Raw genomic sequence first — 25,892 nt, 5'->3', positions numbered from 1 at the left:
AATGGTGAACAAGGGTACGGAGCGGAGGAAGCGTGTTGTTCCGTGCGTGCGAATCGAAGCTGATGGGGGCCGAGTTTTTCACGTTGAGGCTTTTGAGCTTGGCTCAGACCCGAACGTGGTTGCTGCGTTCGCGTGTTATTACCTGGATCATCCGCAAGAACGCGACGCGCTCACTGATCCTGAAGAAGCGATCCGTCGCTTCAGTGATGCGCAGGTTGAGGTGTGATGTTGAGGCTAACTCTCCCGGTTGAACGGGCTGAACAATCTGTGGTTTCGCGGAGGTCGACTGAGTGCTCGCTTGCGACCTTTGATGCGCTAGCGGAGGAGTCGGACAGTAGGATCAGCAAGGATTTGTCTCACTTTCTGGACAAGCAGAAGGAGTATGAGGATCGGTGGCAGGATCACAAGAAGGATGCTCGGTCGGGTGATCCTTCGCGGAATGCGCGGGGTGAGCGGTATGACGAGGATGTGCATCGGAAGGCGCGAAACGGTATCGATGCTGAGATCAAGAAGCTTGGGGTGAAGGACTTTCTGTCGAAGGGTGGCAAGGCTGCTGGTGCCCTAGGCGGTTTGGCGTCGGCTGCCTATGACATCTATGACGGGGAGTCGCCGTCGAAGGTGGCGGCTGGGTTTGCCGGTGGGGTGGCGGGCGGCGTGGCTGGTGCCGCGGCAGGGGCCGCTCTAGGCACTGTGGCCTTTCCTGGTGTTGGCACTATCACGATCGGACTAATAGGTGCTGGAGCAGGTGCAGTGGGTGGATACTTTGGCGGTGTGGGTGGCGAGGCAGCTTGGGAGAGCTGGGTATCGTTACGCACGCGCCAGGCTGTTGATGAGGGACTGGCCGGAAAATATCGGATATCTCCGACGCTCGATCCGCGCAGGCGCCATCAGCCGGAGACGTACGGGTCATTTCGGTGATGAAAGTGAAAACTCGGTTGGTTCACGTGTATATGGGCCAGGGGACTCAAGCAGTTGGCGGCGGTAAGGTCTCGCCTTCGGTTTTTATGCTTTCCAGACGCCTTGGTGGGGCTATTGGATAGTTGCCTTTGCGCTTCTCACTGCCGCCACGTTCATTTACCTTCCTCCGCCACCGTTTCTATCGGGATTTTTTCGAATCAGTATGCTCTTTTGGGTTTGGGGTCTCATCGCAATGGGTCTCGGCATTTATTTTGATTCAAAGGAAGGCCGTGTGAGGCATCGCACCTGGCCGCTAGTGACTTGGGTTTCCCAAATCCCACTACTTAACCCATTGATCACGACCGGGGTTGTGCTGATCGGAACAACGCTTGGCATTTACGGTGTCTGTTTTCTCATTGTGGCAGTGGTACAGAACAGCGGGAACGTGGGGGGTGCTGCGCCCTGGTCGGTGTGGATATTCAGCGTTGTCTTTCTGGGCCTGAGCGTGCATGGGTGGCGAGAAGTTGCGCGGGTATTTCGGGCGAACATCGGTATTCGCCTAGCGCCGGATCATGTTGGCCTGAATCACAAGCATCAGGATCTGTTTTTGCGCTGGGACCAGATCAATAACGTCACTGTTGCGATGGTGAACAAGGGCAGTGAGTGGCGGAAGAATGTCTTGCCGTGTGTGCGCATCGAGGCTGACGGGGGGCGGATTTTTCATGTTGATGCGACTGAGCTTGGCTCTGATCCGAATGTGGTGGCGGCGTTGATGCAGTGTTACCTAGATCACCCGCAAGAACGCGACGCACTCACTGATCCTGAAGAAGCGATCCGTCGCTTCAGCGAAGCTCAGTTTGAGCAGTAACGAATGTCCGAACGCCAATGAAGGGGTTTCATGTCAGAACAACCAATCAGTTCACCACAACTGAATGAACCAGAACTCGCAGTACACCGAAAATGGGCATACTCGCGTTCATTGCCCTTGGCGCTGGTCTACTCATTCCAATAGTGGGCCTCGTCATCGTGGCAATCGCGTTTGTGCGCATCAACATGTACAACCAGCGAGGCATTGCTTTCGCCATTGCTTTCGCCATTGCTGCAATGTTTGTCTCCGCGGCAAACTGGGGTATCGGTTCCGCGATGTTCACTCAATCGTTCATGTCCTAGCCGGCGTCGAGTTTGCGCAGGCTCTCCCAAGCAGAGGGGATCGCGGCCGCCACATCAAGTGCCGTGATCGGATGCCCCGATCCGTTACCCGCGGGATCGTCAGCGGCAAGACGGGCTGCGGCATCGTGCAGAGTCGCTGCGGTCGCGCCGAGCTCAGCAAATAGTTCAGGATCAGCTCGCACCTCAGCCGAGTGCGTTGCGGCGAGCGCGCCAAGGATCCCTGCCAGCACGTCGCCTGTTCCCGCCGACGCGAGCCAGGGAGTTGCCGGGCCCGAAGCGAGGTGTCGGCCATTCGGAGTCGCAGCCACGGTCACGGAGCCCTTGAGCAGCACCGACACTCTGAGGCAACCCGCTAGGCAGAGAGCAGCCTCTGCCAGGTGACTCGTGCCAACTCGGTCTGAGCTACCGTTGTCTCTGAGGTCACCCCACCACCGCGGAAGCTCACCGAGACCGCAGCTGCGCCACAACTTTGTGAACTCTCCATGGTGCGGGGTGATGATGGTTGGCGCGGCGATTGCGCCCTTGCGTGCTCCAACCAGCTCGAGCGCTCCCGCGTCGACGACGACGGGATCCGCCCCATTCAGCAATTTCAACAGTCGTTTGTGTTCGGGTTCCGCGCGCAGAAGGGGGTCGGTGCCCGAACCGATCACCCATGCGCTGCAGGAACGCAGATCACCCCCGTCAAAAACCGTTTCGGGGTGAGTCGCGAGAACAGCGGCGGCGGGAGAAGGCAACCCGAGAGACGGTGTGCTGTCGCCGAGAGGTGGGCTGTAACGAACCATGCCCGCGCCCGCCCGCCAGGCGGCCGTGACGCTCAGCACCGCTGCCCCTGGATACTGCGTCGAGCCGGTGCGCATGCCGAGCACTCCGCGGCGGTACTTATCGTCGGCCGGTCCGGGCACACGCAACCACTTGGCTGCATCGGTTACGGACCAGCGCTCGGTCACGGTGTCTCGTTGCTCTGAGCAGCCGCCAGGTACTTCCGCACCGCTGCCTCAACGCGCACGAGCGTTGACTCGGCGGTCTCGCGGCGCTGGGCAAGGCCACCCTCGTCACTGAACGTGTCGATGTACACCTTGAGTTTTGGTTCGGTTCCGCTTGGCCGAATCATGACCCGCGACCCGTCGGCCAGATCGTAGCGGAGCACGTTCGCCGGTACCTCCGCGGCACCCGGTAGCAGCAGATCCTGAGACCGCGCCACGGCTATCCCCGCAAAATCGGGGGTGGCTGCTGCCGCACCCGCTCCGAGAGTGCGGTCGCGGCGGTCATCGAGGCCAGGCGTAGTGTGACCTGACCGCTTGCGAAGTGCCCAAAGCGCATGCTTGCGTCATCCAATAGATCCCAAATCGTGCGGCCCGCTGCGGCGCACTCTCGCGCCATCGCGATGGCGTCGGCGCTTGCCGAAATGCCGTCCTTGTCTCGCACGATTTCGGGGTGGGTGAGGTATCCGAGGGCCTCTTCAAACCCGAAGATCAACCCTGGTACGCGCGATACCCACTTAAAGCCGGAGAGGGTCTCTGCGTAATCGAGACCGTAGTCTTCGGCAACCGCGCGCAGTGCAGGAGACGACACAATCGTGCAGGCGAGGGTACCAGCTGGCGCCCGCCCCGCAAGAGCAGCGCGCACGCGCTCACGCTCCGCAGCGCGCCAACCGAGCAGCAAACCGAGCTCGTTGCCGGTCAACCGCCTGTATCCATCAGCGGATTCAGAGTGCGGCAGTGCGATGGCGAGGCGATCAGCGTCTGGATCGTGCGCAACCACCAGCTCCGCGTTAATTTCGCGTGCGGTGCGAAAAGCCAGGTCGAGTGCACCGGGCTCTTCTGGGTTTGGGAAGGAGACAGTGGGAAACGCGCCGTCTGGTTCGTCTTGCTCGGGCACCGGTGTGACCGCGGGGAGGCCCGTGGCCGCGAAGACTCGCTGCGCGATGGCTGACCCGACACCGTGCATTGCAGTGTACGAGATGGCGAGGGGGGTGTGTGAACCGACGGTCATTCCGTTGTGCTGGGGAAAACCCGAGCACAGCGCATTGACGGTCTCAGAAACATAGGCCTCAAGAAGTGCGGGGCCCTCGACGGTATAGATTCGGGATCGTGGAAGGTCAGCGACCGGGATCTTGGCTGCGCGATTGATGTGGGCAGCGATTTCACCGTCGGCCGGGGGTACGATCTGGGAACCGCCGTCGGCATCGCCGAGATACACCTTGTACCCATTGTCTTGTGGCGGATTGTGGCTGGCGGTGATCATGACGCCAGCGGATGCGCCGAGATAGCGCACGGCGAATGCGGTCAGCGGCGTTGGTCCTGCCTCTGGCAATAGCGTCACGCGAATCCCCGCCCCAGCCATAATCTCTGCGACATCGTGCGCGAATACCTCGGAGTTGACGCGACCGTCGTAACCGATCACGATCGAGGGGCTCTTGCTGGTTTCGCCGCGGGCGGCACGGTCATGCAGGTAGGCCGCAAAGCCAGCGCTGGTTTGGGACACTACGACGCGATTCATGCGGGAGGGGCCTGCTCCGATGGGGCCGCGCAGCCCGGCCGTGCCGAACGCGAGACGCCCGCTAAAGGCAGCCTCGAGCTCGGCGAGCGCGTCGGTATTCTCAGCCCGAGCGAGTTCGATCAGATCCTGAGTTTGCTGCCGAGTGACCTCGTCGAGGTCGTGGTCGACCCAGGCAATCGCCTCCTCGATGAGTTGCTGAGTGCGGTCTGCCATCCTCGGGCACCTCTTCCCTTACCGCCGATTCACTGACTTTTAAGCTACCACCGAGAGCCATGACGCGCTTGCCAACCGTCTCGATTCGCATACAAAGCAGAGAGGTACGATGAGTCTGTGTGGCTTAGTCCACAAGTCAAACGACCGAAAGGCATTCACTATGTGTTCTCCAGCCCCTGTGCAACGTGTGGCAAGACTACCTGGCAGGGTTGCGGCCAGCACATTGAGGAGGCACTCGCCGGTGTGCCCGAGGAACGCCGCTGCGCCTGCGAGCGTGTCGACGCCTAGTCTTCATCGGCAACGTCCGCCGGCACGTACTCGCCCGGCTCGAGATCGCCGCACTCTATGGCGGCCTGTACCGCCAGCCAGCACTCGGCCGTGTCTTCGATCGAAGATAGATCCCGGTCGATGATCTTCTCGATGCGAGAGATGCGCGCAATCAGTGTTTGCCGGTGCACATACAGTCGCTCCGACGCACGCACCCAACTGCGGTTCTCCTCAAGAAACACCCGCAGTGTTTGGGTGAGTGAGGTGCCTCGCTGTTCGTCGTAAGTGCGCAGAGGTCCAAGTACCTGGCGCGCGATCCCTCGCAACTGATCCATGTTGCTCGGCAGAAACAGTGACGTCGCCTCGTTCTCTTCGAAGCGTAGTACGCGGCCCGACTGGCGGTTTCGTATCAGAGCGCTTCGCGCCTGCCTGAGTGCCGCGGGAGTATCGTTCAGCTGCGAGAACTGGGCGCTCACGCCAATTCGTGTGTCGTTTGTTGCGAGCAGCTCAAGCAATCGCTCGACACGATCCCCGGTTTCGGCGAGGATCAGCACGTGCCCGTCTTTGATCGTGGCGAGGGCCGGAACCCGGTCCGCGGCAAACACGGCGTGCACCTCGTCAAGCGCGGAGCGTGCGTTGTCGCTCTGCACCACCGCGAAGAGATAGGGAGAGAGCACGTCGTACGCGGCAACGAGGTGTTCGGCGGGGCTTGACGGCACGGACTCGTCGCACAGATCGGTCAGCAGGAGTGAGCCGTGCATCCACTCGTTGCGCCTGGCTGCAGCTTTCACCGACAGCGCGCTGCTGATTACACCGGCGGCGTGCAGCATAAGCGCGTGATCGGTGGGACCCTCGACCGCAAAGCGCAGCTCTGGTGTTCCCGGTGCGAGGAGCTGGGTGGAATATATTCGTGAGGAGATCTGAGAGATCGTGCCCGGTAACTCTTGGGGGAGACCGATATCGCCGCCGCGACTCGGGCGCAGCTGAAGTCGGCTGCTGAGCACCTCTTCAAGTGCCTCGAGTAGTGTCTCGATGGCATCTTCGACGGTGTGCTTCCCCGCCACGGCGTATAATCTCTCCGTCAGGTGCAAGCGGTTGACTCGCTCCTGTCGTCCCGTCGAGGCCACCGCTTTTGCGAGCACAACGAAGGGAACCTCGTGTGCGGTTTGTAGCACCGGCAGCCCAATGTGCGCTGCATAGAGCAGTGCCACCTCGGTGAACGGAACGCGCGCGGCTACCTCATCGATCGCGACGGCCGCGATCCCGGCGGCGTGCACCTTTTGCAAGTAACCGCATTGATCCTCACTCGACTCAGGAATCCCAATCCCCGTGGTCATGAGCAGTGCCCCCTGACCCAGCCATTGCCAGGGGTCGCCCAACTCGCAGACGTGCGCCCAGGAGATTGTGCGATCCTCGCCGACTCCCGGGGTGAGTGATGTGGTCCGGGCCTCAGGGAGATCGAGTAACGACCTAACTGTGAAGGTCATGGCTTCAATGTATCCGCATGTTCACGCTTCGGTTCATGCACTGAGCGCACGATCCAGTGCGGTGGCTGCACGATATCCCGAGGCGACCGCACCCGAGAGGGACTGCGCGAGTCCGGTGTGCTCTCCCGCAATGGCCACACGACCGGCGGCCCGTGAGAAGGCGCCGGCGTCCTCCGCTGTCCATTCGAGTGACGGTGCGCTGTAGGCGCCCCTGGTCCAGGGATCGACCGACCAGTCGGTAAGCAGCACCTCCCCGTCGATTTTGAGCTGGGGTCGCATCCTTTGTAGTTCGCGCACCCAGCCCTCCGGCCCGTTCGAAACCCCGAGCGCTTCAAACGCAAACGGACCTCCCGTGAAGGAGGAGAGAGCGTTCACACGACTCTCACCGTCAATTGATAGGGATCGCCATGACCACCAGGTGTGCTCGGGGTTCTGCAGGGCGACGTCATCATCAACCAAACTGAGCGGCACGCCGAGTTTCGCGGCGACACCCATGAACCGGTGATCGAGGGCGAGCTGCTGCACTTCTGGCAGAGCAAACCCGAGTTCGATTTCGCACAGGATCGGCAGCGGAACCGAAATAACCGCCGCTTCGGCGTCGATCCTCGTTCCGTCACTCAGTTGAAGCTGCACACCGTTTGGTGACTGATCCAAGGATGTGACTGGGTGCTCAAGGCGGACCCGATCTCCGAGCCTGCGGGCAAGTTCCAGCGAGAGCGACTGGTTGCCGCCGACAAAACGGCCGCCGTCTTCGATGTATCCACCCGCGGTCGATGACTCGTGCAGCAGCACGGCCTCCGCACTCACGAGCGTTGGATCGGCCGCTGCCGAGGTGGTGGTGCGGCGGTAGACGGGATCTAGACGGTAGTCAGGGCCGAGCGCTTCGGCGAACGCACGCTCAAGCGACACCCGGGTTTCTCCGTCAGCGACCATGCCCGCCAGGGTGGCGCGCACGCGATCAGAGGTCGCACTGAGTTCGGCGAACGATATGATACGACCGTTGACCGTGCGGCGGGCGTAACGCACGTTGTGCGACATGATCGGCACACCGACTTCTGCGGCCAGCTTGCGAATCGGATACTCGGTCGGAAACACGTACTCACCACCGCGCTCCGTGACCTCCCCATTGCCCAGCCGCGCAGACCAGGTGCGTCCGCCAACCCGATCCCGAGCCTCAAGAACAGTGCACTGGTGTCCGGACTTGTGCAACTCCCAGGCCGCGGTGAGCCCTGCGAGCCCGGCTCCGATGACAACAATGTTCATGCCTGTTCCTCCTTGAACTGGGTGCTGTGTCCTGATTCATAGTAGAAGCGAGAATCGCCTACGTGGTGCGCAGAGGCGGCTTGCGGGCTGGATTCCTTATGTTCGTACTACTTGATTTGTGGGCGGTGTACGAAGCTATGAAATATCGCCCCAGGCGGTAACGAAGGGGTAACGGGAGGCCCGTAGGTGCCCGTGCACGCTGTTAGCTTCGAAAGCATCCGCTCGGCGGACGGCACAACACACAATGAAGTGAGGAAACAGGATGGCCACACTCAAGACCCTAGAACTCGAAGGATGCTTGCGCTCGCCGCGGCATCCGCGGCCCTTGCGCTGACGCTGGCTGGGTGCAGCGGTAGCGGATCCGAGCCCAAGGCGGCACCGACGCACGACCTCGGCACCCCCGTCGCTGGTGAGATCAAAGAGGGTGCCCTCGACGGTGTCACCCTCACCTTCGCGGGATCCGGTGGGGTCTTCCAGGACGGCCAGACGAAGGCGCTTTGGGATCCGTTTGCAAACGCCTCGGGCGCGACCGTCAACCAGGACGCATTTGACGCGGGCAAGCTCAAAGCAATGGTCGACAGCGGCAACGTGAGCTGGGACATCGTCAACACCACGCAGTTCGACACCGCCCGAGGCTGTGGCACGCTCTACGAAGAATACGACATGTCAAAGGTTGATACCTCGAAGATTCCCGAGGGCACCATCACCGACAAGTGCATGGTGCCGCAGATTCTCTACGGCCTGGTCGTTGTATACAACACTGACAAGTTCGGTGACAACCCGCCGAAGAGTGCCGCCGACTTCTTCGACACCAAAAAGTTCCCCGGTAAGCGCACCGTCAGCCAGTCAACCTACGTTGATCCGCAGACCGTCGAGTTTGCACTCACCGCGCAGGGCAAAGACGTCAAGAACCTGAAGCCCGAAGACATCAACGGTGCCTTCGACATGTACAAGGACCTCGGCGATAACGTGATTGGCTGGACCACCGGCGCGCAGGCGCAGCAGCAGCTTGAAGCGGGTGAGGCCGTCATGGGTCTTGTATGGTCGGGTCGTGGTTACGGTGCCGCGAGTGCCGGTGCTCCTGTCGCACCGATGTGGGATCAGTGGATGATCATGGTCGACTCGAACGGCATCCCGAAGGGTGTCAAAGACAAGGACGCGGCGTTCGCAGCCGTCAACTACTCCATCGGTGCCGAGCAGCAGGCCAAGATGACCGAGCTTACCTCCTACGGTGGGGTCAACGTCGATGCGAAGCCCAAGATGGACGCCACTCTCACCGAGTGGATGACCACCGAGCACCTCGACACCGGCATCTCACCCAACGTGGATTTTTGGGTCAAGAACTACGACGCGCTCGCCGCAGCGTGGGCCGGTTGGGCAACGGGTAACTAACACCAATGGCCATCGATTCTGTCACCGAGGGCGACGTGTCAACACGCGCGATCGCCCTCGGTGCGGACACCGGGGTGAAGAAGCGGGGGCCAAAAAACTGGCGGCCCCTGCTCCTGCTCATACCGGCGTTCGTTATTGTTTCGCTGTTTTTCTTGGCACCGCTGATCGACGTGTTTGTGCGCTCGGTTACGGACCCCCAACCGGGGCTGCAGAACTACCAGTGGCTGTTCAGCACACCGGGCAACCTCAACGTGGTGCTGCGCACCTTCGGTACCGCGATCCTGGTCACCGTTGTGTGCCTGCTGCTCGCGTATCCATACGCCTACCTCATGACGATCGTGTCGGATCGCACGCGCAACATGATGCAGTTGTTCATCATGATGCCGCTGTGGACCTCGATTCTGGTGCGCACGCTGGCCTGGATGGTGCTCTTGCAAGACACCGGCCCTATTAACGGCATACTTGCCGCCTGGTTCGACATCGGGCCGATTCCGCTGATCCGCACCACCTTCGGTGTTGCCCTCGGCATGAGCCAGGTGCTGCTGCCGTTTATGGTGCTGCCGCTCTATTCGTCGATGGCGAAGATTGACAAACGACTGCTGCCGGCAGCCTCGAATCTCGGGGCGAACCCGGTGACCGCGTTCTTTACGGTGTACCTGCCGCTCTCAAAACCCGGCATCTTCTCGGGCGGAGTGACCGTGTTCATTCTGGGGCTCGGTTTTTACATCATCCCGGCCCTGCTCGGTTCGTCAAAGGAGATCATGATCTCGGCGATGATCCAGCAGCAGATCAGCGTCTTTTTGATGTGGGGCCAGGGCACCGCGCTCGGCATCTTTTTGCTCGCGTGCACGATCCTCATTTTGGTGATCGTGTCGCGCTTCAATAAAAACGGCAGCCTGTTTCCGGGGTGGATCGCTGATGACCTCAAAACGCCTGCTCAGCATCTTCGCCGTGCTCATTGTGATCTGGCTGATTGTGCCAACACTCGTCATCATTCCCATGTCGTTCAACGAGGCGCCCTCGTTCAACTTCCCACCGAAGGGGTTCTCGACGCGCTGGTACGAAAACTTCTTCACCGACCCGAACTGGCTCAAGTCACTGTTTGCATCGCTGCAGGTTGCCGTGCTGACCATGCTCGTCGCGACCTCTGTCGGGGTGCTCGCATCGCTAGGGCTCTCAAAGGTGAAGTTTCGAGGCAAGGGGCTCATGGAGGGTTACTTCCTATTGCCTCTCATCGTGCCCGGTATTGTGCTCGCGGTCGGCCTCTACTCGCTGTTTTTGCGGCTTAACCTGCTGGGCACCCTTCCAGGGTTCGTGCTGGCGCACACGATTGTGGCGATGCCGCTCGTTATTACCAACGTGATGGCTTCTCTGCAGGGTCTTGATCCCCGCCTCGAGCAAGCCTCGGCCAGCCTAGGCGGTGGGCGCGTTCGCACGTTCTTTAGCATCACTCTGCCGCTCATCGCCCCCGGAGTCACGGCTGGCGCGCTCTTTGCGTTCGTCACTTCGTTCGACGAGGTGATCCTGTCCTTGTTTATTCAGTCCCCGAACCTGCAGACGCTCCCTGTGAAGATCTTCAACAGCGTCACACAGACTAACGACCCAACGGTGGCCGCGGTCGCGGTTGTCACGATGTTCACCTCGGTGATCGTGATGCTCGTCGCGCAATTTGCCACCCGCAAGAGAAAGCGACCTGTAGCGTGAACGCTATGACTCACAACGACACTCCCTTGCCTGTTGAGCACGAGCAGGAGTTGCGCGCCGAGGGCTTGAACACCCGCGCGATCCACACCATTGGCGACGCAGGGATAAGCCTCAGTTCGGTCACGAAGCGCTACGGCGAGAGCACGGTGGTCGACGAGATCGACCTCGTGATTGAGCCGGGTGAATTTATGACGTTTTTGGGCCCGTCAGGATCAGGCAAGACCACCACCCTCAACATGATCGCGGGCTTCACCTCGGTGACCGAGGGGCTGCTGCACATCTACGGCAAACCCGTGGCGAAGCTGCCGCCCCACAAGCGCGACATCGGCATGGTGTTTCAGAACTACGCGCTCTTCCCGCACAAGACCGTGGCCGAAAACATCGCGTATCCGTTGCAGCGCCGGAAGCTTTCGAAGGCGGAGCAGAAGGAGAAGGTCGCGACCGCGCTCGGCATGGTTCGCATGGGGGACTTTGGGGATCGTTACCCCTCCGAGCTCTCCGGCGGACAGCAGCAGCGTGTCGCGCTTGCCAGGGCTCTTGTCTACGAACCTCGCGTGCTGCTCATGGATGAGCCGCTGGGTGCCCTCGACAAGAAGCTACGCGAGTGGCTGCAGAACGAGATCAAACGCATTCACCGCGAGGTTGGCTCGACGTTCGTCTACGTGACTCACGATCAAGAAGAGGCGCTGTCGATGTCGGATCGTATTGCGGTCTTTAACAACGGCAGAATCGAGCAGGTCGGCACCGCGGAAGACCTGTACGAGGCCCCGCAGACGCTGTTTGTTGGCCGCTTTTTGGGGGAGTCGACGGTGCTGCTCGGCAAGGGGGCTGCTGACGGAGAGCGTCGCACCGCGATTAATGTTGCCGGGCACCGTGTGGTGGCCGACGGGCAATCGGCGCACGAAGATCTCGCGATCCTGATCCGGCCCGAAAACCTGCGGCTCGAACCTGCGGGGAGCGTGCCAACGGAATCGCAGAACGCGATCCCGGTGACCATTACCGACGTGACCTACCTGGGGGCCTCGCGCCGCTACACTGTGCAGTTGCCCGATGGCAGCGAGGGGCCGTGCGACTGGGTCAGGAAGCGAGGATCCACAACCGTGGCGACAATGTCGCGATGATGTGGGATATCTCTTCGGGAGTGCTATTGGTTGACACCGGGGAGGCGGGCGAGTCGGCGACGTAGCCCGCAGCCATGGACCTTTCTCGGGGGCAGCCTCGTGGTCCCGTGGTCCCGCTCTGCGCCACCACCTCGATCGGGTGTAGCGATATTGCTAGTTGAGGTCACCTTCAACTAGCAATATGGCTACACCCGATTCGGGGGCCGATTCGGTCGATCCACACGGCAATCTCATATCTCTCCAATCGGCAACGGCTATGCTTGCCCGGGGAAATAAGAGTCACGTGAGGATCACCCGCAGAGCATGAGCCAAGTCGCAGCACCCGCAACCAGAACGACGCCGAGCGAGCAAGAAATCGCGTCAGCAGCAGATAAGCTGGGCCGCATTTCGGCCGCCTACACCTCGAAGGTGGTGGGGCAGGAGCGCCTTCGCGTCAGCTTGCTTGTCGGATTGCTCGCCGGTGGGCACGTGCTGCTTGAGAGTGTGCCCGGCCTCGCAAAGACTACTGCGGCAACCACGCTCGCCGAGGCGGTACAGGCCTCGTTCAAGCGCATTCAGTGCACGCCCGACTTGCTGCCCAGCGACATCACGGGCAACCAGATCTACGATGCTCAGACGGCAGAGTTTCGCACCGTGCTCGGCCCGGTACACGCGAACTTCGTGTTGCTCGATGAGATCAACCGCTCCAGCGCCAAAACCCAGAGCGCCATGCTCGAGGCGATGCAGGAACACCAGACCACCATCGGCGGTGAGGTGCACCGCCTCCCCGAGCCGTTCCTGGTGATCGCGACGCAGAACCCCATCGAACAAGAGGGCACCTACGAGCTGCCCGAGGCTCAGATGGATCGCTTCCTGCTCAAAGAGATCGTTGAGTACCCGAGCCCAGCCGAGGAGGCGGAGATTCTGAGCCGCATCGACTCGGGCATACTTGCTTCGGGCAGCTCAATTGACGCGGTGGTTTCCCGCCAAGAGCTGCTCGAACTGCAAGACATTGCCAGCCGCATCTATGTTGATCCGGTGGTGCGTAACTACATTGTGCAGTTGATCTACGTGACGCGCGAACCGGCACAGTACATTGGCGAGGATCTCGCACGCTACGTGAAGTATGGCGCGAGCCCGCGTGCGAGTATCGCCTTCTTGCAGGCGGCCCGTGCCCTCGCACTGCTCAGTGGCCGTAGCTACGTGACCCCGATGACGTGCGCGGCCTGCGCCACCTCGTGCTGCGCCATCGTGTGCTGCTGAACTTCGAGGCTGAGGCCGATGGTGTGCGCAGCGAGCAGATTATCGATGCCATCTTCGGCGCAGTTCCTACTCCGTAGGGCGTTGGGCCCCAAGAGACATGTCCACACTGATTGAACAGGTGAAGAGCAAACTCTTCATCGCGTCATCGCGCCTCTCAACGAACGCGCTAGATGGCGAATACCAGTCCGCGCTGCGCGGTCGCAGCCTCGATTTTGACGACCTGCACCGCTACGAGCACGGCGATGACATTCGCGACATTGACTGGCGGGCAACCGCGCGGCTCGGAGTGCCGCTTGTGAAGCGTTCCAAAGCAGAGCGCGCTCAGACAGTGCTGTTTGCCGTTGACTCGGGTCGCGGTATGGCCGCCCTCGCCCCGGACGGCGAGCCAAAGCGCGATCTTGCGATCCTCGCTATGGGCATGCTGGGGTTCCTATCGCTGCGTCACGGCGATCAGTTCGGGGTGCTCAGTGGTGACGCAGAGCAGGTGCAGCGCAGCGACATCCGCCGGTCGGAGGGTGCGCTAGAGGTTGCCCTGCGCAAGATCCAGACCGCCACAACACCCACCGCTGCCCGCAGTGACATTGAAAAGCTCCTCGACACGGTTGTGCGCACGGTGTCGCGCCGGTGCATCCTCGTGGTGATCGCGGATGCGGCCCCGATCTCGGCGCGCACGGAAAAGCTGATGCGCAGATTGCGGGTTCAACACGATGTGGTGTGGGTGACCATCGCCGATGCCGATCCAATTCTTGAGAGGCGCGGATCAGGCACCCAGCGAGTAGACATTGATACTGGCTGGCGCGTCCCCGACTTCTTGAACGGTGACGAAGAGGTGCTTGAAGAGCTGGCGGCTTTCGACCGTGCTAACGCCACACACCGGGCGGCGTTGATGGTCAAACTCGGGATCACCCACGCCGAACTGCGCGAGCCAGAAACGGCCGTGTCAGAGCTGCTGCGCATGCTTGATCGGAGGTCCCGTGTCTGACATCGAGGGGCTCTACCCGCCGGCCCAGTACGGCTGGGGCTGGCTGCTGCTTGCGTTTGGTGTCATTGCAGTGGTTATTCTCGCGGGAGCCGTGGTGCTGTGGGCGACACGTCCACGCTACAAGCTCACTAGGGAGACCATCGCCGATGCCCCTTCTGGTGATAGTGATCTCATCACCGCTGCCTTGCGTGCCGAGTATCTTGACCGCTTAGGGCGAGTCGAACAGGCCTACACCGCGGGTGAGATCGACGCCCGTGAGGCGAACCGGCGGCTGAGCCGTGAAGTGCGCGCGTTTGTGCAAGATTACAGCGGGTTTGAGGCCCCCGTGCTGGGCTCAACGACCTGATCGAGCTCGGGGTGCATCCCGCGCTCATCGACGCTATGCAGCGCCACTACTACCCGAGCATCTTCCGCAGTGACATGGTGATCGATCCGGTCGCCGGCGTCGCCGCTGGCAAGCAGGTGGTGACCTCGTGGTACTGAGTGAAACGACCGAGTTTGCCGGGCAGCTGTTTGGTCAGCTCTGGGTGCTGTGGGTTTCCCTCGGACTGCTGGTGCTCGCGGTTGGCATTGGTGTGCTGTGGGGCGTGCGTGGGCGGGGCCCCAAAGAAGAGGCGCCGGAGTCACCCGCACTCCTTTCGCGTTCTGAGCGCGTGCGCTCGTTGCCGGGGTACCAGCACGCGATACGACGCAGGCGGGTCATGCTCAGTACGCTGGCCGGGATCGGCGCGCTCGCTCTTGCCGTCGGCGGGGTGGTGACCGCCCGGCCGATGTCGACCCACCTCATTCAGCCCGAAAACGCCAACCGAGATGTCGTGCTCTGTCTCGATGTTTCGGGCTCGATGAGCGAGGTTGTTACCGAGGTGATTGAGGTCTTCGAGAAGCTTCTTCCCGATCTCAAGGGCGAGCGGATCGGCCTCACAATCTTCAACAGTTCGCCCGTGCAGGTGTTCCCCTGACCGATGATTACGACTTCATTCAGCGTGAACTCGCCCGCATGAAAAAGAGCTTTGACTATGTCGATGAGTACCCCGAGCACTGGGCTGGCACGCTGACCGGTGCCGGAGCCTCGCTGATCGGTGACGGGCTGACCTCGTGTGTGATGGGCTTTGACCACGAGGGTGAGGAGCGATCCCGAACCGTCATTCTCGCAACCGACAACGAGTTGCAGGGCGCACCAACCGTGACCCTCGACCAGGCCGCGGCCTACGCGAAGAAGCAGAAGGTGCGCGTTTACGCGATCAACCCTGCTGACGGAGTGTCCAAAAAAGAGAGCGAAGAGCTCTCGAAGGCGATGGTCGAGACGGGTGGGCGATCCTACGCGCTACGCGAGTCCATGACGGTGCCAGACATCATTGCGAAGGTGCAGCAGCAGGAGGCGACGCTGCTCAAGGGTAGCCAGCAGCTCGTTGAGACCGACTCCCCAGACCTGTGGATCGGCATCTTTGCGGTGCTCGGGTTTACCTGGATTCTCGTGGCTTGGAGGATCCGACTGTGAACTCAGTGATTTTTAATCCAGTCATTCATCCGGCAGTACTGTTGCCGGTCGCGATCGCCGCGATTGGCCTTGCCGTGTGGGCGCTCGTGCGCGCACCGGGCCTGCGGGCGCGCGCGGTGTGGGGTGTTCGGGTGGTGTTTGTGCTCGCGTGCGTGGCCATGCTGCTGCGGCCCGGGATCCCTGGCGGACAATCCGAGTCGTACGCGACAAACGCCGATGTCTTCATTCTCGTTGACACCTCGGCGAGCATTGTGGCCGAGGACTGGGACGGTGACAAGCCGCGGCTCGACGGTGTGCGCGAAGACGTGAAGACCATCGTCGATAAGTATCCAGGCGCGCGGTTCTCGCTCGTTACCTTCGACTCGACCACATCCGTGCGGCTGCCACTAACGACCGACACAACGGCCGTCGGTGCGGCAATGGCAACGCTCAGCCCCGAGGTGACGACCCGCTCGAAGGGCAGCTCGATCACCCAGGCCAACGGGGTGCTGCGTGATCTGCTGCAGGCCGCGGCGAACAGCGGGCAGGATCGCGCCAGGCTTGTGTTTTACCTGGGCGATGGTGAGCAGACCTCGGACACGGAGCCGGGTTCGTTCCGCGCGAGCGCAGACTTTGTTGGCGGCGGTCTTGTGCTCGGCTACGGCACCAAAAAAGGTGGCCCCATGCGGGTGACCGATGCCGATCCCGAAGCGAAAAACGAGTCGTACATTCAGTACCAGGGCAAAGACGCGATGTCTGTGCTCGACACCGCGAACCTTGAGCGGATTGCGGGTCAGCTCGACGTCTCTTACGTGCACCGCACGGCGGACGAGGCTCTACGGCTTCCTGAGACCCCCAAAACCACAACTCGCAATGCTTCCGGAGAGATCGGCACGGTCATCGAGCTGTACTGGATTCCCGCGGGCATAGCGGTTGTGCTGCTGGTGTTTGAGGTCGCGAACGCAACCGCGGCCGCAATGCGGCTGGGCAGGCTCACGCGGCAAGAGCGACAAGAGCGGGGTGAACGATGAGCGAGAACGACACAACAACCCCGCCCCAACACCAAGCGAAGAACTTCTTGGTGAGTTGCTCCAAAAGAATCGTCGCAGGCGACGCGCGCGCAAGTGGATTGGCATTTCCGCGATCCCGATTGTGCTGATCGCCGCGCTGCTCGTGCTGAAGCTACTCAGCATGTACGCGTTTGCTCACCAGTCGATCCGCTCTTTTGTGGCGACCGACTTTGAAGGCACAGTGTCTGCCGCCGAGTGGCAGGGCGTGGCCAACTGGTTTGAACCGTACAAGGCGCCCTACAACCGCGGCACGGGTCTCGCCGAGTTGGGCGAACTCGACAAGGCGAGGGCTGCTCTCGAAGAAGCTCTGCCGCTCGTCTCGGGACTTGAGGTGTGCGCCGTGCGTTACAACCTGGCAACCGTGGTTGAGCGCCAGGGTGACCGTGCGACCGGTGCCGGTGACCTGCAGAAGGGGCAGGAGCTGTATCGTAAGGCGCTTGAGATTCTCAGTGCCGCGCCCAAGGAGTGTGGCACGGCCGAAGCCGATGCTGCATCACCCGACCACCAACGCCCGATGAAGGAAAGCCTTGAAGAGCTCGTGCGCCGCATCATGGAGAAACTGATTCAAGAGCCGCAGGATGGTCAGAGCCAAGATCAAGACCAGCAGCAACCGCAGGAGCCTCAAGAGCCGCAGCAAGGCGAGCAAGAACCCAAACCCAACCCGCAAGACCAAGAACCGAACGACTCGCAGTTGGACGAGATCGAGAAGAAGCTAAAAGATGGTGCTCAGCAGCGCCAAGACCGTGATCAAGGAAAGTCTGACGGCGGCTTTGGCGGAGGGACGGACAGACCATGGTGAGTCAGGATCAGAACACCGGGAGTGTTCGGTCTTACGTGTCGAACACGGAGGGTGCACCTCCGCTGCCGCCGAAGGGTGGGTATCGCGGAGCGAGTCGGGCGACCGTGCAGACTCGGGGGGTGGCATCGCCCAAGCTTGAAACCGCAACGCTACAGCGCACACGTGTGCGGGGTCACTGGCTCGGCTGGGTTGCTCTGAGCGTTGCGATTGTGTTTGCGCTCGTACTGGTGGTGATGGCTTTTTCAGGGGCCGCCGACGCTCTGTTCAGTGTGACGGTGTTTGCGGTGCAGTTGGCGGTTATCGCCGCAGTTGTTGCGGCGCTCATTACCAAGCGCGCGCGGCGACTCGGGATCGTGTCTCTCGCGGTTGTGCTGCTGTGTAACGTGGCGACAGTCGGCAGCCTCGGTGTACTACAGACGGCGTCGGCGGGCAGCTACGCAGTTTCAAAATCGACCGGTCAGCTTCATCGCGAGGCCTTTCCCGGGTTAAGGACCACTCAGAGCAGGAGATTCTCGCCCAGCCGTCGCTCGAGGCAGAGCGGGACCGTGTCGCAAAGATATTTGCGCAGGTTCGGGATCGGCTCAGCCGCGACTACGGGGTCAGCTGGACGAAGACCAGCGACGAACAGGTGAAGCCGGAACGCAACGGCCAGGGTGGTGAGTCGATGCTTAAACAGTTAACGTTCGAAGGCTGGACCACCAATGAGCCGGTGCACGACCTCAAGCAGAAGAGCGACATGTTGGCCACCGCCAACGAGGTGTTTATGGCGAACAATGCCGCCGGTCTCATCTCGATGAACGAGTACGAAACTGGTCTGCCCGATGCCCGCATGAAAGACCTCTACGGCAGCGTAAAACCTGAAGAGCAGGCCATTTGGGAATACCTGAGCTGGGATGGGTGGCAGCCAACGCGCATGTACGCGGGCATCACCGATCTCTCGCGTGATCCCACCGGAGACTTTCGTGCGGCCGCGGAAGCGCGACGAACGAATCCAGATGACCCGGTTGACGGGTTCACGCTGGATGCCTACTCCACTCCGCTGCTCGCGGAGGGTGACGTCAATGAGTTCAAGGAGCGCATGCGCGGGTACTAGTGCGATCGTTAGTTACCTGGACACGAGCGCCCAGGTAACTAACGAGCGGCCCCCGTAGTCACGCGTCAGGATTCTGGGCACTCGTCGGGTGCCTGGGCACTCGTCAGGTGCCTGGACACTCGTGGAGGGATCCAAACTCCCAAACTCCCAAACTCAAAGAGTCTCTTTACTCCTCGAAGTCGACGCCCTTCGTTTCCTTCGTGAGTAGCAACGCCACGAAAGTAACGAGCGCTGCTCCGGTCAGGTAAAGGCCAACGTACAGCGGGCTGCCGTCTGCGAGGCCCCACAGCCACACGGCGATGATCGGCGCCAGGGCGGCGCCCAGAATTGACGACACGTTGTACGAGACGGCCGATCCCGTGTAACGAATGTTGGTCGGGAACATCTCGGGCAAAAACGCGCCCATCGGGCCGAACGTGAGACCCATGAGCGTGAAACCGAGTGCCAGGAAGAACATGACGATCGGCGTGCTGCCGCTGGCCAGCATCGGCACAAACAACAGTCCGAAGAGCGCGATACCCGCTGTCACCACGAGAAGTGTACGACGGCGGCCGAAACGGTCAGCGAGAGGCCCCGATACGAGCGTGAAGATGCCAAAGAACACCACTCCAAACACGAGCATCAGAATGAAGTCGTTGTAGGTGTAGCCTGCGCCGGGAACAGGGGCATCACCGGGCGGGTGCCGTAGGTGAGCGTAAATGAGGTCATCAGGTAGAAGAGCACGTACGTAGCGAGCATGGCCAGTGTGCCGAGGATCAGCGCGCGCCAGTGGTTCTTGAACGCCTCTGCGATGGGCACACGCTTGACGGTGCCGCGCTCCTTGGTCTGCTCGAAGGCCTTCGACTCAACCAGCTTCAGGCGCACCCACAGCCCGACAATCACCATGACCGCCGAGAACAGGAACGGGATCCGCCAGCCCCACTCGAGGAAGGTCGCCGAGGGCTGTCCCGGTGCTGCGGGGTCGGCCAGCAGGTGGTTGATCACAAAGAACAGCATGTTGGCGATGATGAAGCCGAGGGGCGCACCCAGCTGCGGGAACGTGCCGTACCATGCGCGCTTGCCCTCGGGAGCATTCTCGGTTGCGACGAGAGCAGCGCCCGACCACTCGCCGCCGATCGCAAAACCCTGCGTCAGGCGCATGAGCAGCAGTAGGGCAGCGGCCCAGGCACCCACCATGGCGTGAGTCGGCAGTACGCCGATGAGGAACGTCGCGATCCCCATCGTGAGAAGTGAGGCGACCAGGGTGGTCTTGCGACCGAGCCGGTCGCCGAGGTGGCCAAAGAACACCGCCCGATTGGTCTCGCGAGCATCGCTGCACCGAAAGTGGCGAAGGACGCGAGCAAAGCGGTGGTTTCGTTTTCGGATGGGAAAAAGAGGTGTGGGAAGACCAGCACGGCCGCGGTGGCGTAGACGTAAAAATCGTAGAACTCGATGGTGGTTCCGATGAGGCTCGCGAGAATCACGCGGGATCGAGTGTTGCGCGGTGCGGCTGTTGCCTGGGCAGAGGGTTTGGCTGACACGTGGAGCTTTCAAGGTCGATTGAATATGTCTCGCGCGAAGCCGAGATCGGGCTGTGCGCTCGACGTTGGGCCTATCCGCTTGTGGCAGAACGAAACAAGTCTACGCGGCAATTGCTTGAGGCGCAGTTGAGTTCCATTGCCTTGTCGCCGAAGTCGCTGTACAGTGAGGAAGCGTGTACTGAACAAGGTGTTCAGTGGTGAGGGTGCCGTGAACTTGCAAGAGTCTGCCGAGACGGAACTTGGTCGACGTGTCGCTTCGTTCCGAGAGCTGAGCGGCCTGAGTCTGCGTGCGCTCGCCGCGGCAGCAGGGGTGAGTTCAAGCTTTCTCAGCCAACTCGAAAACGGACGCACCAACGCGAGCGTCGCGTCACTTCGTAAGATTGCTGATGCCCTCGGCGTAGCGCCAGCCCAGTTACTCGATGACACAACGGTGCACACAAGGGGTGTGCTTCGGGCGGCGGATCGCCCTAGCCTGCCGCTCGAGGGCGCTGAGAAGTACGTGCTCTCGCTACCTCCGCTGCGCAATCTTGAGGTGTACGCCGGTCGCTTCGAGCCGGGTGGTTCTACCGGCAGCGATGCATACGTGCACGGTAACTCGCAAGAGCTGTTTCTTGTAACCAGTGGTGAGGTCGTGTTTGAACTGGGGAGGATTGCTACACGATGCGTGCTGATGACTCGATCGAGTTTTTGAGCTCGGTACCACATCGAGTGCTGAATGCCTCCGCAGCGCCCGCTTCGGTGGTGTGGATCAACAGCCCGCCGACTCCACATGAGAGTCCGCACGCTCCGGCGTGATCCTGACTCGATCCAAGACCGTAGAGAGAAAGAAGCAACATGATTAACGGCAACGTGTCGCACTGGTGGGAGCAGATCGGTGCGCCCGATCCTCGCCCAGAGCTGCCGGGAAACCTGACCGCAGACGTCGCGATTGTGGGAGCGGGGTACACAGGGCTGTGGGCCGCTTACTACCTCAAGCAGGCGAAGCCTGAGCTGCGAGTTGTGGTGATCGAGCAGCGTCACGTCGGCTACGGGGCCTCCGGCCGCAACGGCGGTTGGCTGACCAATGCGATTACCGGCGGGCGAGAGCAGTACGTCAAAACCCACGGGCGGGACGCCGCCGAGCGTTTTCAGCGTGCGATGAACGAGACCGTCGACGAGGTCATTCGGGTTGCGAATGCCGAGGGGATCGACGCCGACATCAAAAAGGGCGGTGAGTTCAACGTCGCTTACACGCCCGCTCAGGAGGCGAGGATCCGGGCCTTTGCCGCGAGCGAGCAGAGCTGGCAATACACCGACCTCGAACTGTTTGAAGCGCCCGAAGCGCAGGCAAAGATTAACGTGGCGAACACGCGGGCGGCCGTGTGGCACCCGCACTCCGCCAGAATTCAGCCCGCAAAGCTCGCTCGCGGGCTAGCTGAAGCCTGTGAGCGCCTCGGTGTCGAAATTTACGAGCGCACTCGCGCCGTCGAGATCGAACCGCATCGTGTGCGCACCACCCACGGTGCTGTCTCGGCCGAGTACATCGTGCGTGCCACCGAGGGTTTCACCGCAAATCTCAAGGGTTTGCACCGGCTGTGGCTGCCGATGAACTCGTCGCTGATCGCGACCGAACCGCTGCCCACTTCCGTCTGGGACGAACTGAACTGGAACAAAGGTGAGGTGCTGGGCGACTTCGCTCACGTGTATATGTACGCGCAGCGCACGGCAGACGACCGCATCGCCATCGGTGGGCGTGGAGTGCCATACAAGTACGGGTCTCGCACCGACACCGACGGGCAGACCCCCGAGGTCACCGTTGATATCTTGGGCGAGATTCTGCACCGCTTTTTCCCGGCAACCCGGGGCGCGGCTGTCGACCACGTTTGGTCGGGTGTGCTCGGTGTTCCGCGCGACTGGGCGGCGACCGTTGGGCTTGACCGCTCGACGGGACTCGCCTGGGGTGGCGGCTACGTGGGAACCGGTGTGACCTCGACCAACCTCGCTGGTCGCACGATCACCGACTTGATTCTTGGAAACAAGAGTGAGATCGCTTCGCTGCCGTGGGTCAACCACCGCGTGCGCAAATGGGAGCCCGAGCCCCTGCGCTGGATCGCCACAAAAGGACTCTACGCTGCCTACGGCATCGCCGACCACTCGGAGCTTGCTGGCCGTGCAAAGACCTCACCCATCGCCCACATCGCTGACGTGGTGACGGGCCGGGGCTAGATCTCACAACAACAGAACGAAGGAGTTCACAATGAGCACGATCCTCACCCACGCCATCCATAACACCGCGGCGGTCGACCTCGGCGAACACTCTCCGAAGGCGACCTCCATTGAAGGCAATCTCACCGAGGCCAGTCTGCCATTGTGGGGAACGACCGCATCAACACCGGCCTGTGGGAGTGCAGCCCAGGGTCTTTCGGTGCCGAGCGCATCGGCTATTCCGAGGTCTGCACGATCCTCTCGGGTCGAGTCACGCTTGAGGTGGAGGGGCAAGACCCCGAGGAGTTTGGTCCCGGCGACGTCTTCGTGACACCCTCGGGGTGGAAGGGTGTGTGGCGGGTCCACGAGCCACTGCGCAAGCACTACACAATCATCAACGACTAGGGGAACACACAACATGGTTCACGGCGGAAACATCGCGCTTGTCGGCGCGAACCTGCGCACCAACACCACTGACCACGCGGGGGCAACAGCGATCCTCGTCCGTGACGGCAAGATTGTGTTGATCGGCAGTGATGCCGAGGTGGGTGCAGCTGCTGAGACTGCGGGGATCCCGAGCCGCGATGCAGCCGGTGCAACCGTGACCCCGGGCCTGTTTGATTCGCACACCCACCCGCACTGGGCCTCAGAGATTACCCGTGGTATTGACTTGGGCGGGCTGGAGACCCTCGGCCAGATTCGAGACGCGATTGCCGCTGAGCACACACGCCTGCCCGAGGGCGCCTGGGTGCGCGGTTGGAACCTCGAGTACGAACCCTTCGAAGAGACCGGTCTGTTGGGATCGCTGCTCGAAGACGCTGCGCCAGGGCGTCCGGTCGCGCTCATCTGCTACGACCTGCACACGGGTCTCGCGACCGCCCCCGCGCTCGCCGCAGCGGGTATCACCGGGGTGCGCGACTTCGCCGACGCCAGCGAGATTGTTGTCGATGCTGCAGGCATGCCCACAGGTGAACTGCGCGAACCCAGCGCCTATCAACTGGTGTTCGACGCGGCACCAGCCCCGGGCTCCGAAGAAGAGCGCGAACTGCTGCGCGATATGTTCCGCACTCTCGCAGCGACCGGACTCACCGGCGGTGCAATCATGGACGGTAAGGACCGCACGGTCGAACTGCTTGCTGAACTCGAAGAGCGTGGCGAGCTTGACCACCGCGTCACCGTGCACCACTGGCACGCCGTTGGCGATGATGACGCCGCGGTCGCCCGCGTCATAGCGAACAAGGATCGCCGCGGTCGTCTGTGGCAGACCGGCGCGATCAAGCTGTTCAGCGACGGAGTGATCGACACCGGTACCGCTTGGCTGCACACGGCTGACGCCTGCGGAGACGGCAGGGCGGCCTTTTGGCCCGACTGGAATCGTTACGGTGAGGTCGTTCGCGCCTACCACGACGCTGGCATGCTGATCGCGACGCACGCGGTTGGCGACTACGCGGTGAGCCGCGTGCTTGAGGTGTATGCCGGGTTGCCTGCGCGAGACGGACTGCCGTTCCACTCGATCGAGCACCTCGAAGTGCTCGCTGATCAAGACGTTGAGGCGCTACGAGGATCAGGCATCACCGCATCGATGCAGCCCCTGCACATGCAGTGGCGAGCTGCCGACAACAGCGATAACTGGGCCGTGCGGCTCGGCGAAGGGCGCGATGCAACCGGTTACCGCGTGCGGAGTGTGATTGATGCTGGTGTGCGGGTAACGCTCGGATCTGACTGGCCCGTGGCGCAATACGATCCTCGGCTCGGCATGGCGTGGGCGCGCGGACGGCACACCCCCGGTGATGCAGAGGCGCACGTGTTCGAACCCGAGCAGCGGCTCACGGGCGAAGAAGCTCTGCTCGCCTACACGCTGTGGCCAGCACAGGCTCGTGGGCATTCCGATCGCGGGGTGCTTGCTGTTGGTGCGGTTGCGGATCTGACCGTGTGGGGTGCCGATCCTGTCGTGGCAAGCGCCGACGAGTTGCCCGAGGTGCCGATTCGCCTCACCGTGGTTGATGGGCGGGTAGTTTTCGAGGGTTGATCGATTAACGCTGGCGGAGTTCTTCGATAACCCTGCACGCCTCGCGCAGACCACTCTCGATCGCGCCGTCGATGAAGCCACCCCAAAGGTTGGCATTGTCGGTGGTCGAGAAGTGCACGGCTCCCTGTGGCTGCTGTAGTTCGGCCAGGTCTCGGGTGAGTTGGCCAGGGCGGTGCGTCATCCAGGTGGTGCGGGCGAGGGGTCCGTCATCCAGTCGTGGGCCGCGACCTCGGTGATGGTGAGTCCGGGGCGCACGCGATCCACCGCGGCCTGAATGCCCGTGAGGTCTTCGAGATCAACCCGTGTGTGGTCACCACCAAAGCCAACGAGAATCGTGTAGTCGTTGCCGTCTTCGTCGGTGCAGTGGAACTCGGCCTTGAGAACGGAGAAGGGATCCTGCTGGCTGCCGTAGGCGGAGAAGCGGGTCACGTGCCCCTCGGCCCGCAGCCACACCTTTGTGCCCTGGGACGCCACGGTTTCGGCACGCTGTCGCCGCCACACCTCGGGCAGCTCGGGGGTGAAACTGATCCCCGCCGACGCGTTCACCGGGAGTGTGTTCACCACCTTGCGAGCCTGAATCTGCTCGCCGTCAGCGGTTTCCACGAGCGCACCATCATCGTTCTGAGCCACCGACACGACGGTGGTGCTCAGACGAATTTCGCCGGGCACATCCGCCGCAATCAGCGCCGTGAGCCCGCCCATGCCATCGACGATGCGGTAGGTTGCGGAGGCCTCATGCATCAGCTGCCAGTGCCCGCCCGTCGCGGCAACCCAGCGGAGCGCGCTCGAGATTCCGACCTGATCGAGGGGCGCATTCAAGTGACCGACCCACACGGACTCGTTGGCATTGCGGGCCTCCTGGCTGAGACCCAGGGTGTCGAAGCGATCCTGCACGCTGAGCCGGTCAAGCTGCTGGATCTCCCCCTGCGTCGGATCGGAGCCGCGCGGAATAGCCGAGCGCACATCGTCGATGAGCAACTGCTGCCCCTCGTCGATGAGCGCCATGAATGCTTCTAGCGTGCCGCTCTTCTGCGCGCCGTCGGATCCGCGCCAGTACACCTCTTCAGTCTGCGGACTGCGCACGATCTCGCGCTGATACCGTGTCATCTCGGCCCAGACGTGCGGCTGCACCCAGTGCACCCAGTTCGCGCCCATTTCGAGGTCGTGCCCGAGGCGGTGGTCGGTCCAGGTGCGACCGCCAACGCGATCCCGCGCTTCCAGCGTGAGCACGTTCAGTCCGGCCTGACCGAGTTCACGGGCGGCAATGAGCCCGGCGAATCCGGCACCGATGACGACGACATCAACAGACTGCATTTCTCTCCTTTGGGAATGCGGGTGGGTGTGTTCCCGAGCGTAACGGCTCGGCGGCTCCAAAAATATCGCGAAACGTCGGTACTTAAGGGATCATCGTCATATTTCCGTATGAGGCTGCTGGGCCTCCCGTGCCCGTGTATTGAAGCTGCCGATCGTGCACATTCGTGAC

At 61.8% G+C, this 25,892-nt stretch carries 24 protein-coding genes and 4 pseudogenes; 22 read left to right on the top strand and 6 right to left on the bottom strand.

What is annotated here, in order from left to right:
* Window position 1: 1 nt before the first annotated feature.
* The 4 genes from G7066_RS13970 to G7066_RS13955 all read left to right on the top strand — a co-directional run bounded on the left by G7066_RS13970 (window position 2) and on the right by G7066_RS13955 (window position 2,067).
* On the top strand, window positions 2-226 hold the full coding sequence (locus G7066_RS13970) for a hypothetical protein (RefSeq protein WP_166331648.1): 225 nt from the start codon (window positions 2-4) through the stop codon (window positions 224-226).
* Between the two features lie 125 nt (window positions 227-351).
* Window positions 352-918 carry a hypothetical protein gene (locus tag G7066_RS13965; protein WP_166331647.1) on the top strand — a complete coding sequence of 189 codons (567 nt, stop codon included), beginning with the start codon at window positions 352-354 and terminating at the stop codon, window positions 916-918.
* A gap of 331 nt (window positions 919-1,249) precedes the next feature.
* On the top strand, window positions 1,250-1,765 hold the full coding sequence (locus tag G7066_RS13960; protein WP_166331646.1) for a hypothetical protein: 516 nt from the start codon (window positions 1,250-1,252) through the stop codon (window positions 1,763-1,765).
* 92 nt (window positions 1,766-1,857) lie between these two features.
* On the top strand, window positions 1,858-2,067 hold the full coding sequence (locus G7066_RS13955; RefSeq protein ID WP_166331645.1) for a hypothetical protein: 210 nt from the start codon (window positions 1,858-1,860) through the stop codon (window positions 2,065-2,067).
* Here the strand turns inward: G7066_RS13955 and G7066_RS13950 are convergent.
* The 4 genes and pseudogenes from G7066_RS13950 to G7066_RS13935 form a co-directional block, all read right to left on the bottom strand.
* On the bottom strand, window positions 2,064-3,014 hold the full coding sequence (locus tag G7066_RS13950; protein ID WP_244303035.1) for an ADP-dependent NAD(P)H-hydrate dehydratase: 951 nt from the start codon (window positions 3,012-3,014) through the stop codon (window positions 2,064-2,066). The two genes, G7066_RS13955 and G7066_RS13950, sit on opposite strands and share 4 nt — an antisense overlap.
* Window positions 3,011-4,779, bottom strand: a pseudogene (locus G7066_RS13945) (phospho-sugar mutase). The gene G7066_RS13950 and the pseudogene G7066_RS13945 overlap by 4 nt, the downstream one beginning before the upstream one ends.
* A gap of 284 nt (window positions 4,780-5,063) precedes the next feature.
* A complete protein-coding gene (locus tag G7066_RS13940; protein WP_166331644.1) occupies window positions 5,064-6,533 on the bottom strand; it encodes a PucR family transcriptional regulator in 1,470 nt (489 codons plus the stop codon).
* Window positions 6,534-6,566: 33 nt separating this feature from the next.
* On the bottom strand, window positions 6,567-7,796 hold the full coding sequence (locus G7066_RS13935; RefSeq protein WP_166331643.1) for a flavin monoamine oxidase family protein: 1,230 nt from the start codon (window positions 7,794-7,796) through the stop codon (window positions 6,567-6,569).
* Window positions 7,797-8,090: 294 nt separating this feature from the next.
* Here G7066_RS13935 and G7066_RS13930 point away from each other — a divergent pair, with 294 nt between their 5' ends.
* From G7066_RS13930 to G7066_RS13875, 14 genes and pseudogenes are all read left to right on the top strand, one after another.
* Window positions 8,091-9,188, top strand: coding sequence for an extracellular solute-binding protein (locus G7066_RS13930; protein ID WP_166331642.1), 1,098 nt, complete (start codon window positions 8,091-8,093; stop codon window positions 9,186-9,188).
* 5 nt (window positions 9,189-9,193) lie between these two features.
* Window positions 9,194-10,477 carry an ABC transporter permease gene (locus G7066_RS13925; RefSeq protein WP_244303034.1) on the top strand — a complete coding sequence of 428 codons (1,284 nt, stop codon included), beginning with the start codon at window positions 9,194-9,196 and terminating at the stop codon, window positions 10,475-10,477.
* Window positions 10,395-10,892 carry an ABC transporter permease gene (locus tag G7066_RS16585; protein ID WP_244303033.1) on the top strand — a complete coding sequence of 166 codons (498 nt, stop codon included), beginning with the start codon at window positions 10,395-10,397 and terminating at the stop codon, window positions 10,890-10,892. Before G7066_RS13925 ends, G7066_RS16585 begins: the two co-directional genes overlap by 83 nt.
* Before the next feature lie 5 nt (window positions 10,893-10,897).
* A complete protein-coding gene (locus tag G7066_RS13915) occupies window positions 10,898-12,013 on the top strand; it encodes an ABC transporter ATP-binding protein (RefSeq protein WP_166331640.1) in 1,116 nt (371 codons plus the stop codon).
* Window positions 12,014-12,316: 303 nt separating this feature from the next.
* Window positions 12,317-13,332, top strand: a pseudogene (locus tag G7066_RS13910) (AAA family ATPase).
* Window positions 13,333-13,352: 20 nt separating this feature from the next.
* Window positions 13,353-14,237 carry a DUF58 domain-containing protein gene (locus tag G7066_RS13905; protein ID WP_166331639.1) on the top strand — a complete coding sequence of 295 codons (885 nt, stop codon included), beginning with the start codon at window positions 13,353-13,355 and terminating at the stop codon, window positions 14,235-14,237.
* Complete coding sequence (locus G7066_RS13900) at window positions 14,230-14,583, top strand: hypothetical protein (RefSeq protein WP_244303032.1); 354 nt, start codon at window positions 14,230-14,232, stop codon at window positions 14,581-14,583. Before G7066_RS13905 ends, G7066_RS13900 begins: the two co-directional genes overlap by 8 nt.
* A gap of 11 nt (window positions 14,584-14,594) precedes the next feature.
* Window positions 14,595-14,720: a hypothetical protein gene (locus G7066_RS17130; RefSeq protein ID WP_280116175.1), complete on the top strand. Its 126-nt coding sequence runs from the start codon at window positions 14,595-14,597 to the stop codon at window positions 14,718-14,720.
* On the top strand, window positions 14,711-15,196 hold the full coding sequence (locus G7066_RS16580; protein ID WP_244303031.1) for a vWA domain-containing protein: 486 nt from the start codon (window positions 14,711-14,713) through the stop codon (window positions 15,194-15,196). The genes G7066_RS17130 and G7066_RS16580 overlap by 10 nt, the downstream gene beginning before the upstream one ends.
* Before the next feature lie 38 nt (window positions 15,197-15,234).
* A complete protein-coding gene (locus tag G7066_RS16575; RefSeq protein WP_244303030.1) occupies window positions 15,235-15,735 on the top strand; it encodes a vWA domain-containing protein in 501 nt (166 codons plus the stop codon).
* Entirely contained in the window at window positions 15,732-16,745 is a 1,014-nt protein-coding gene (locus tag G7066_RS13890; RefSeq protein ID WP_166331638.1) for a VWA domain-containing protein, read from the top strand. Before G7066_RS16575 ends, G7066_RS13890 begins: the two co-directional genes overlap by 4 nt.
* Window positions 16,735-17,583 carry a tetratricopeptide repeat protein gene (locus G7066_RS13885; protein ID WP_244303029.1) on the top strand — a complete coding sequence of 283 codons (849 nt, stop codon included), beginning with the start codon at window positions 16,735-16,737 and terminating at the stop codon, window positions 17,581-17,583. Before G7066_RS13890 ends, G7066_RS13885 begins: the two co-directional genes overlap by 11 nt.
* 119 nt (window positions 17,584-17,702) lie before the next feature.
* Window positions 17,703-18,215 (top strand): hypothetical protein, encoded by a 513-nt coding sequence (locus G7066_RS13880; protein WP_166331637.1) that lies wholly within the window; start codon window positions 17,703-17,705, stop codon window positions 18,213-18,215.
* A 32-nt stretch (window positions 18,216-18,247) separates the two neighbouring features.
* Complete coding sequence (locus tag G7066_RS13875; RefSeq protein ID WP_166331636.1) at window positions 18,248-18,676, top strand: hypothetical protein; 429 nt, start codon at window positions 18,248-18,250, stop codon at window positions 18,674-18,676.
* 166 nt (window positions 18,677-18,842) lie between these two features.
* Here G7066_RS13875 and G7066_RS13870 read toward each other — a convergent pair.
* Window positions 18,843-20,196 (bottom strand): annotated as a pseudogene (locus tag G7066_RS13870) (MFS transporter).
* A 208-nt stretch (window positions 20,197-20,404) separates the two neighbouring features.
* On the opposite strand from G7066_RS13870, the gene G7066_RS13865 reads away from it, so the two are divergent.
* The 4 genes from G7066_RS13865 to G7066_RS13850 all read left to right on the top strand — a co-directional run bounded on the left by G7066_RS13865 (window position 20,405) and on the right by G7066_RS13850 (window position 24,409).
* Window positions 20,405-20,887, top strand: a complete 483-nt coding sequence (locus G7066_RS13865) for a helix-turn-helix domain-containing protein (protein WP_244303028.1) — start codon at window positions 20,405-20,407, stop codon at window positions 20,885-20,887.
* 143 nt (window positions 20,888-21,030) lie between these two features.
* Complete coding sequence (locus tag G7066_RS13860; protein ID WP_166331635.1) at window positions 21,031-22,401, top strand: NAD(P)/FAD-dependent oxidoreductase; 1,371 nt, start codon at window positions 21,031-21,033, stop codon at window positions 22,399-22,401.
* 144 nt (window positions 22,402-22,545) lie between these two features.
* Window positions 22,546-22,785, top strand: coding sequence for a cupin domain-containing protein (locus tag G7066_RS13855; protein WP_244303027.1), 240 nt, complete (start codon window positions 22,546-22,548; stop codon window positions 22,783-22,785).
* Between the two features lie 13 nt (window positions 22,786-22,798).
* Complete coding sequence (locus G7066_RS13850) at window positions 22,799-24,409, top strand: amidohydrolase (protein WP_166331634.1); 1,611 nt, start codon at window positions 22,799-22,801, stop codon at window positions 24,407-24,409.
* 4 nt (window positions 24,410-24,413) lie between these two features.
* Here G7066_RS13850 and G7066_RS13845 read toward each other — a convergent pair.
* Window positions 24,414-25,723 (bottom strand): annotated as a pseudogene (locus G7066_RS13845) (flavin monoamine oxidase family protein).
* Window positions 25,724-25,892: the final 169 nt, after the last annotated feature.

This window comes from Leucobacter coleopterorum (assembly GCF_011382985.1).
Taxonomy (GTDB): domain Bacteria; phylum Actinomycetota; class Actinomycetes; order Actinomycetales; family Microbacteriaceae; genus Leucobacter; species Leucobacter coleopterorum.
This window is presented reverse-complemented; position numbering and strand designations above follow the sequence as displayed.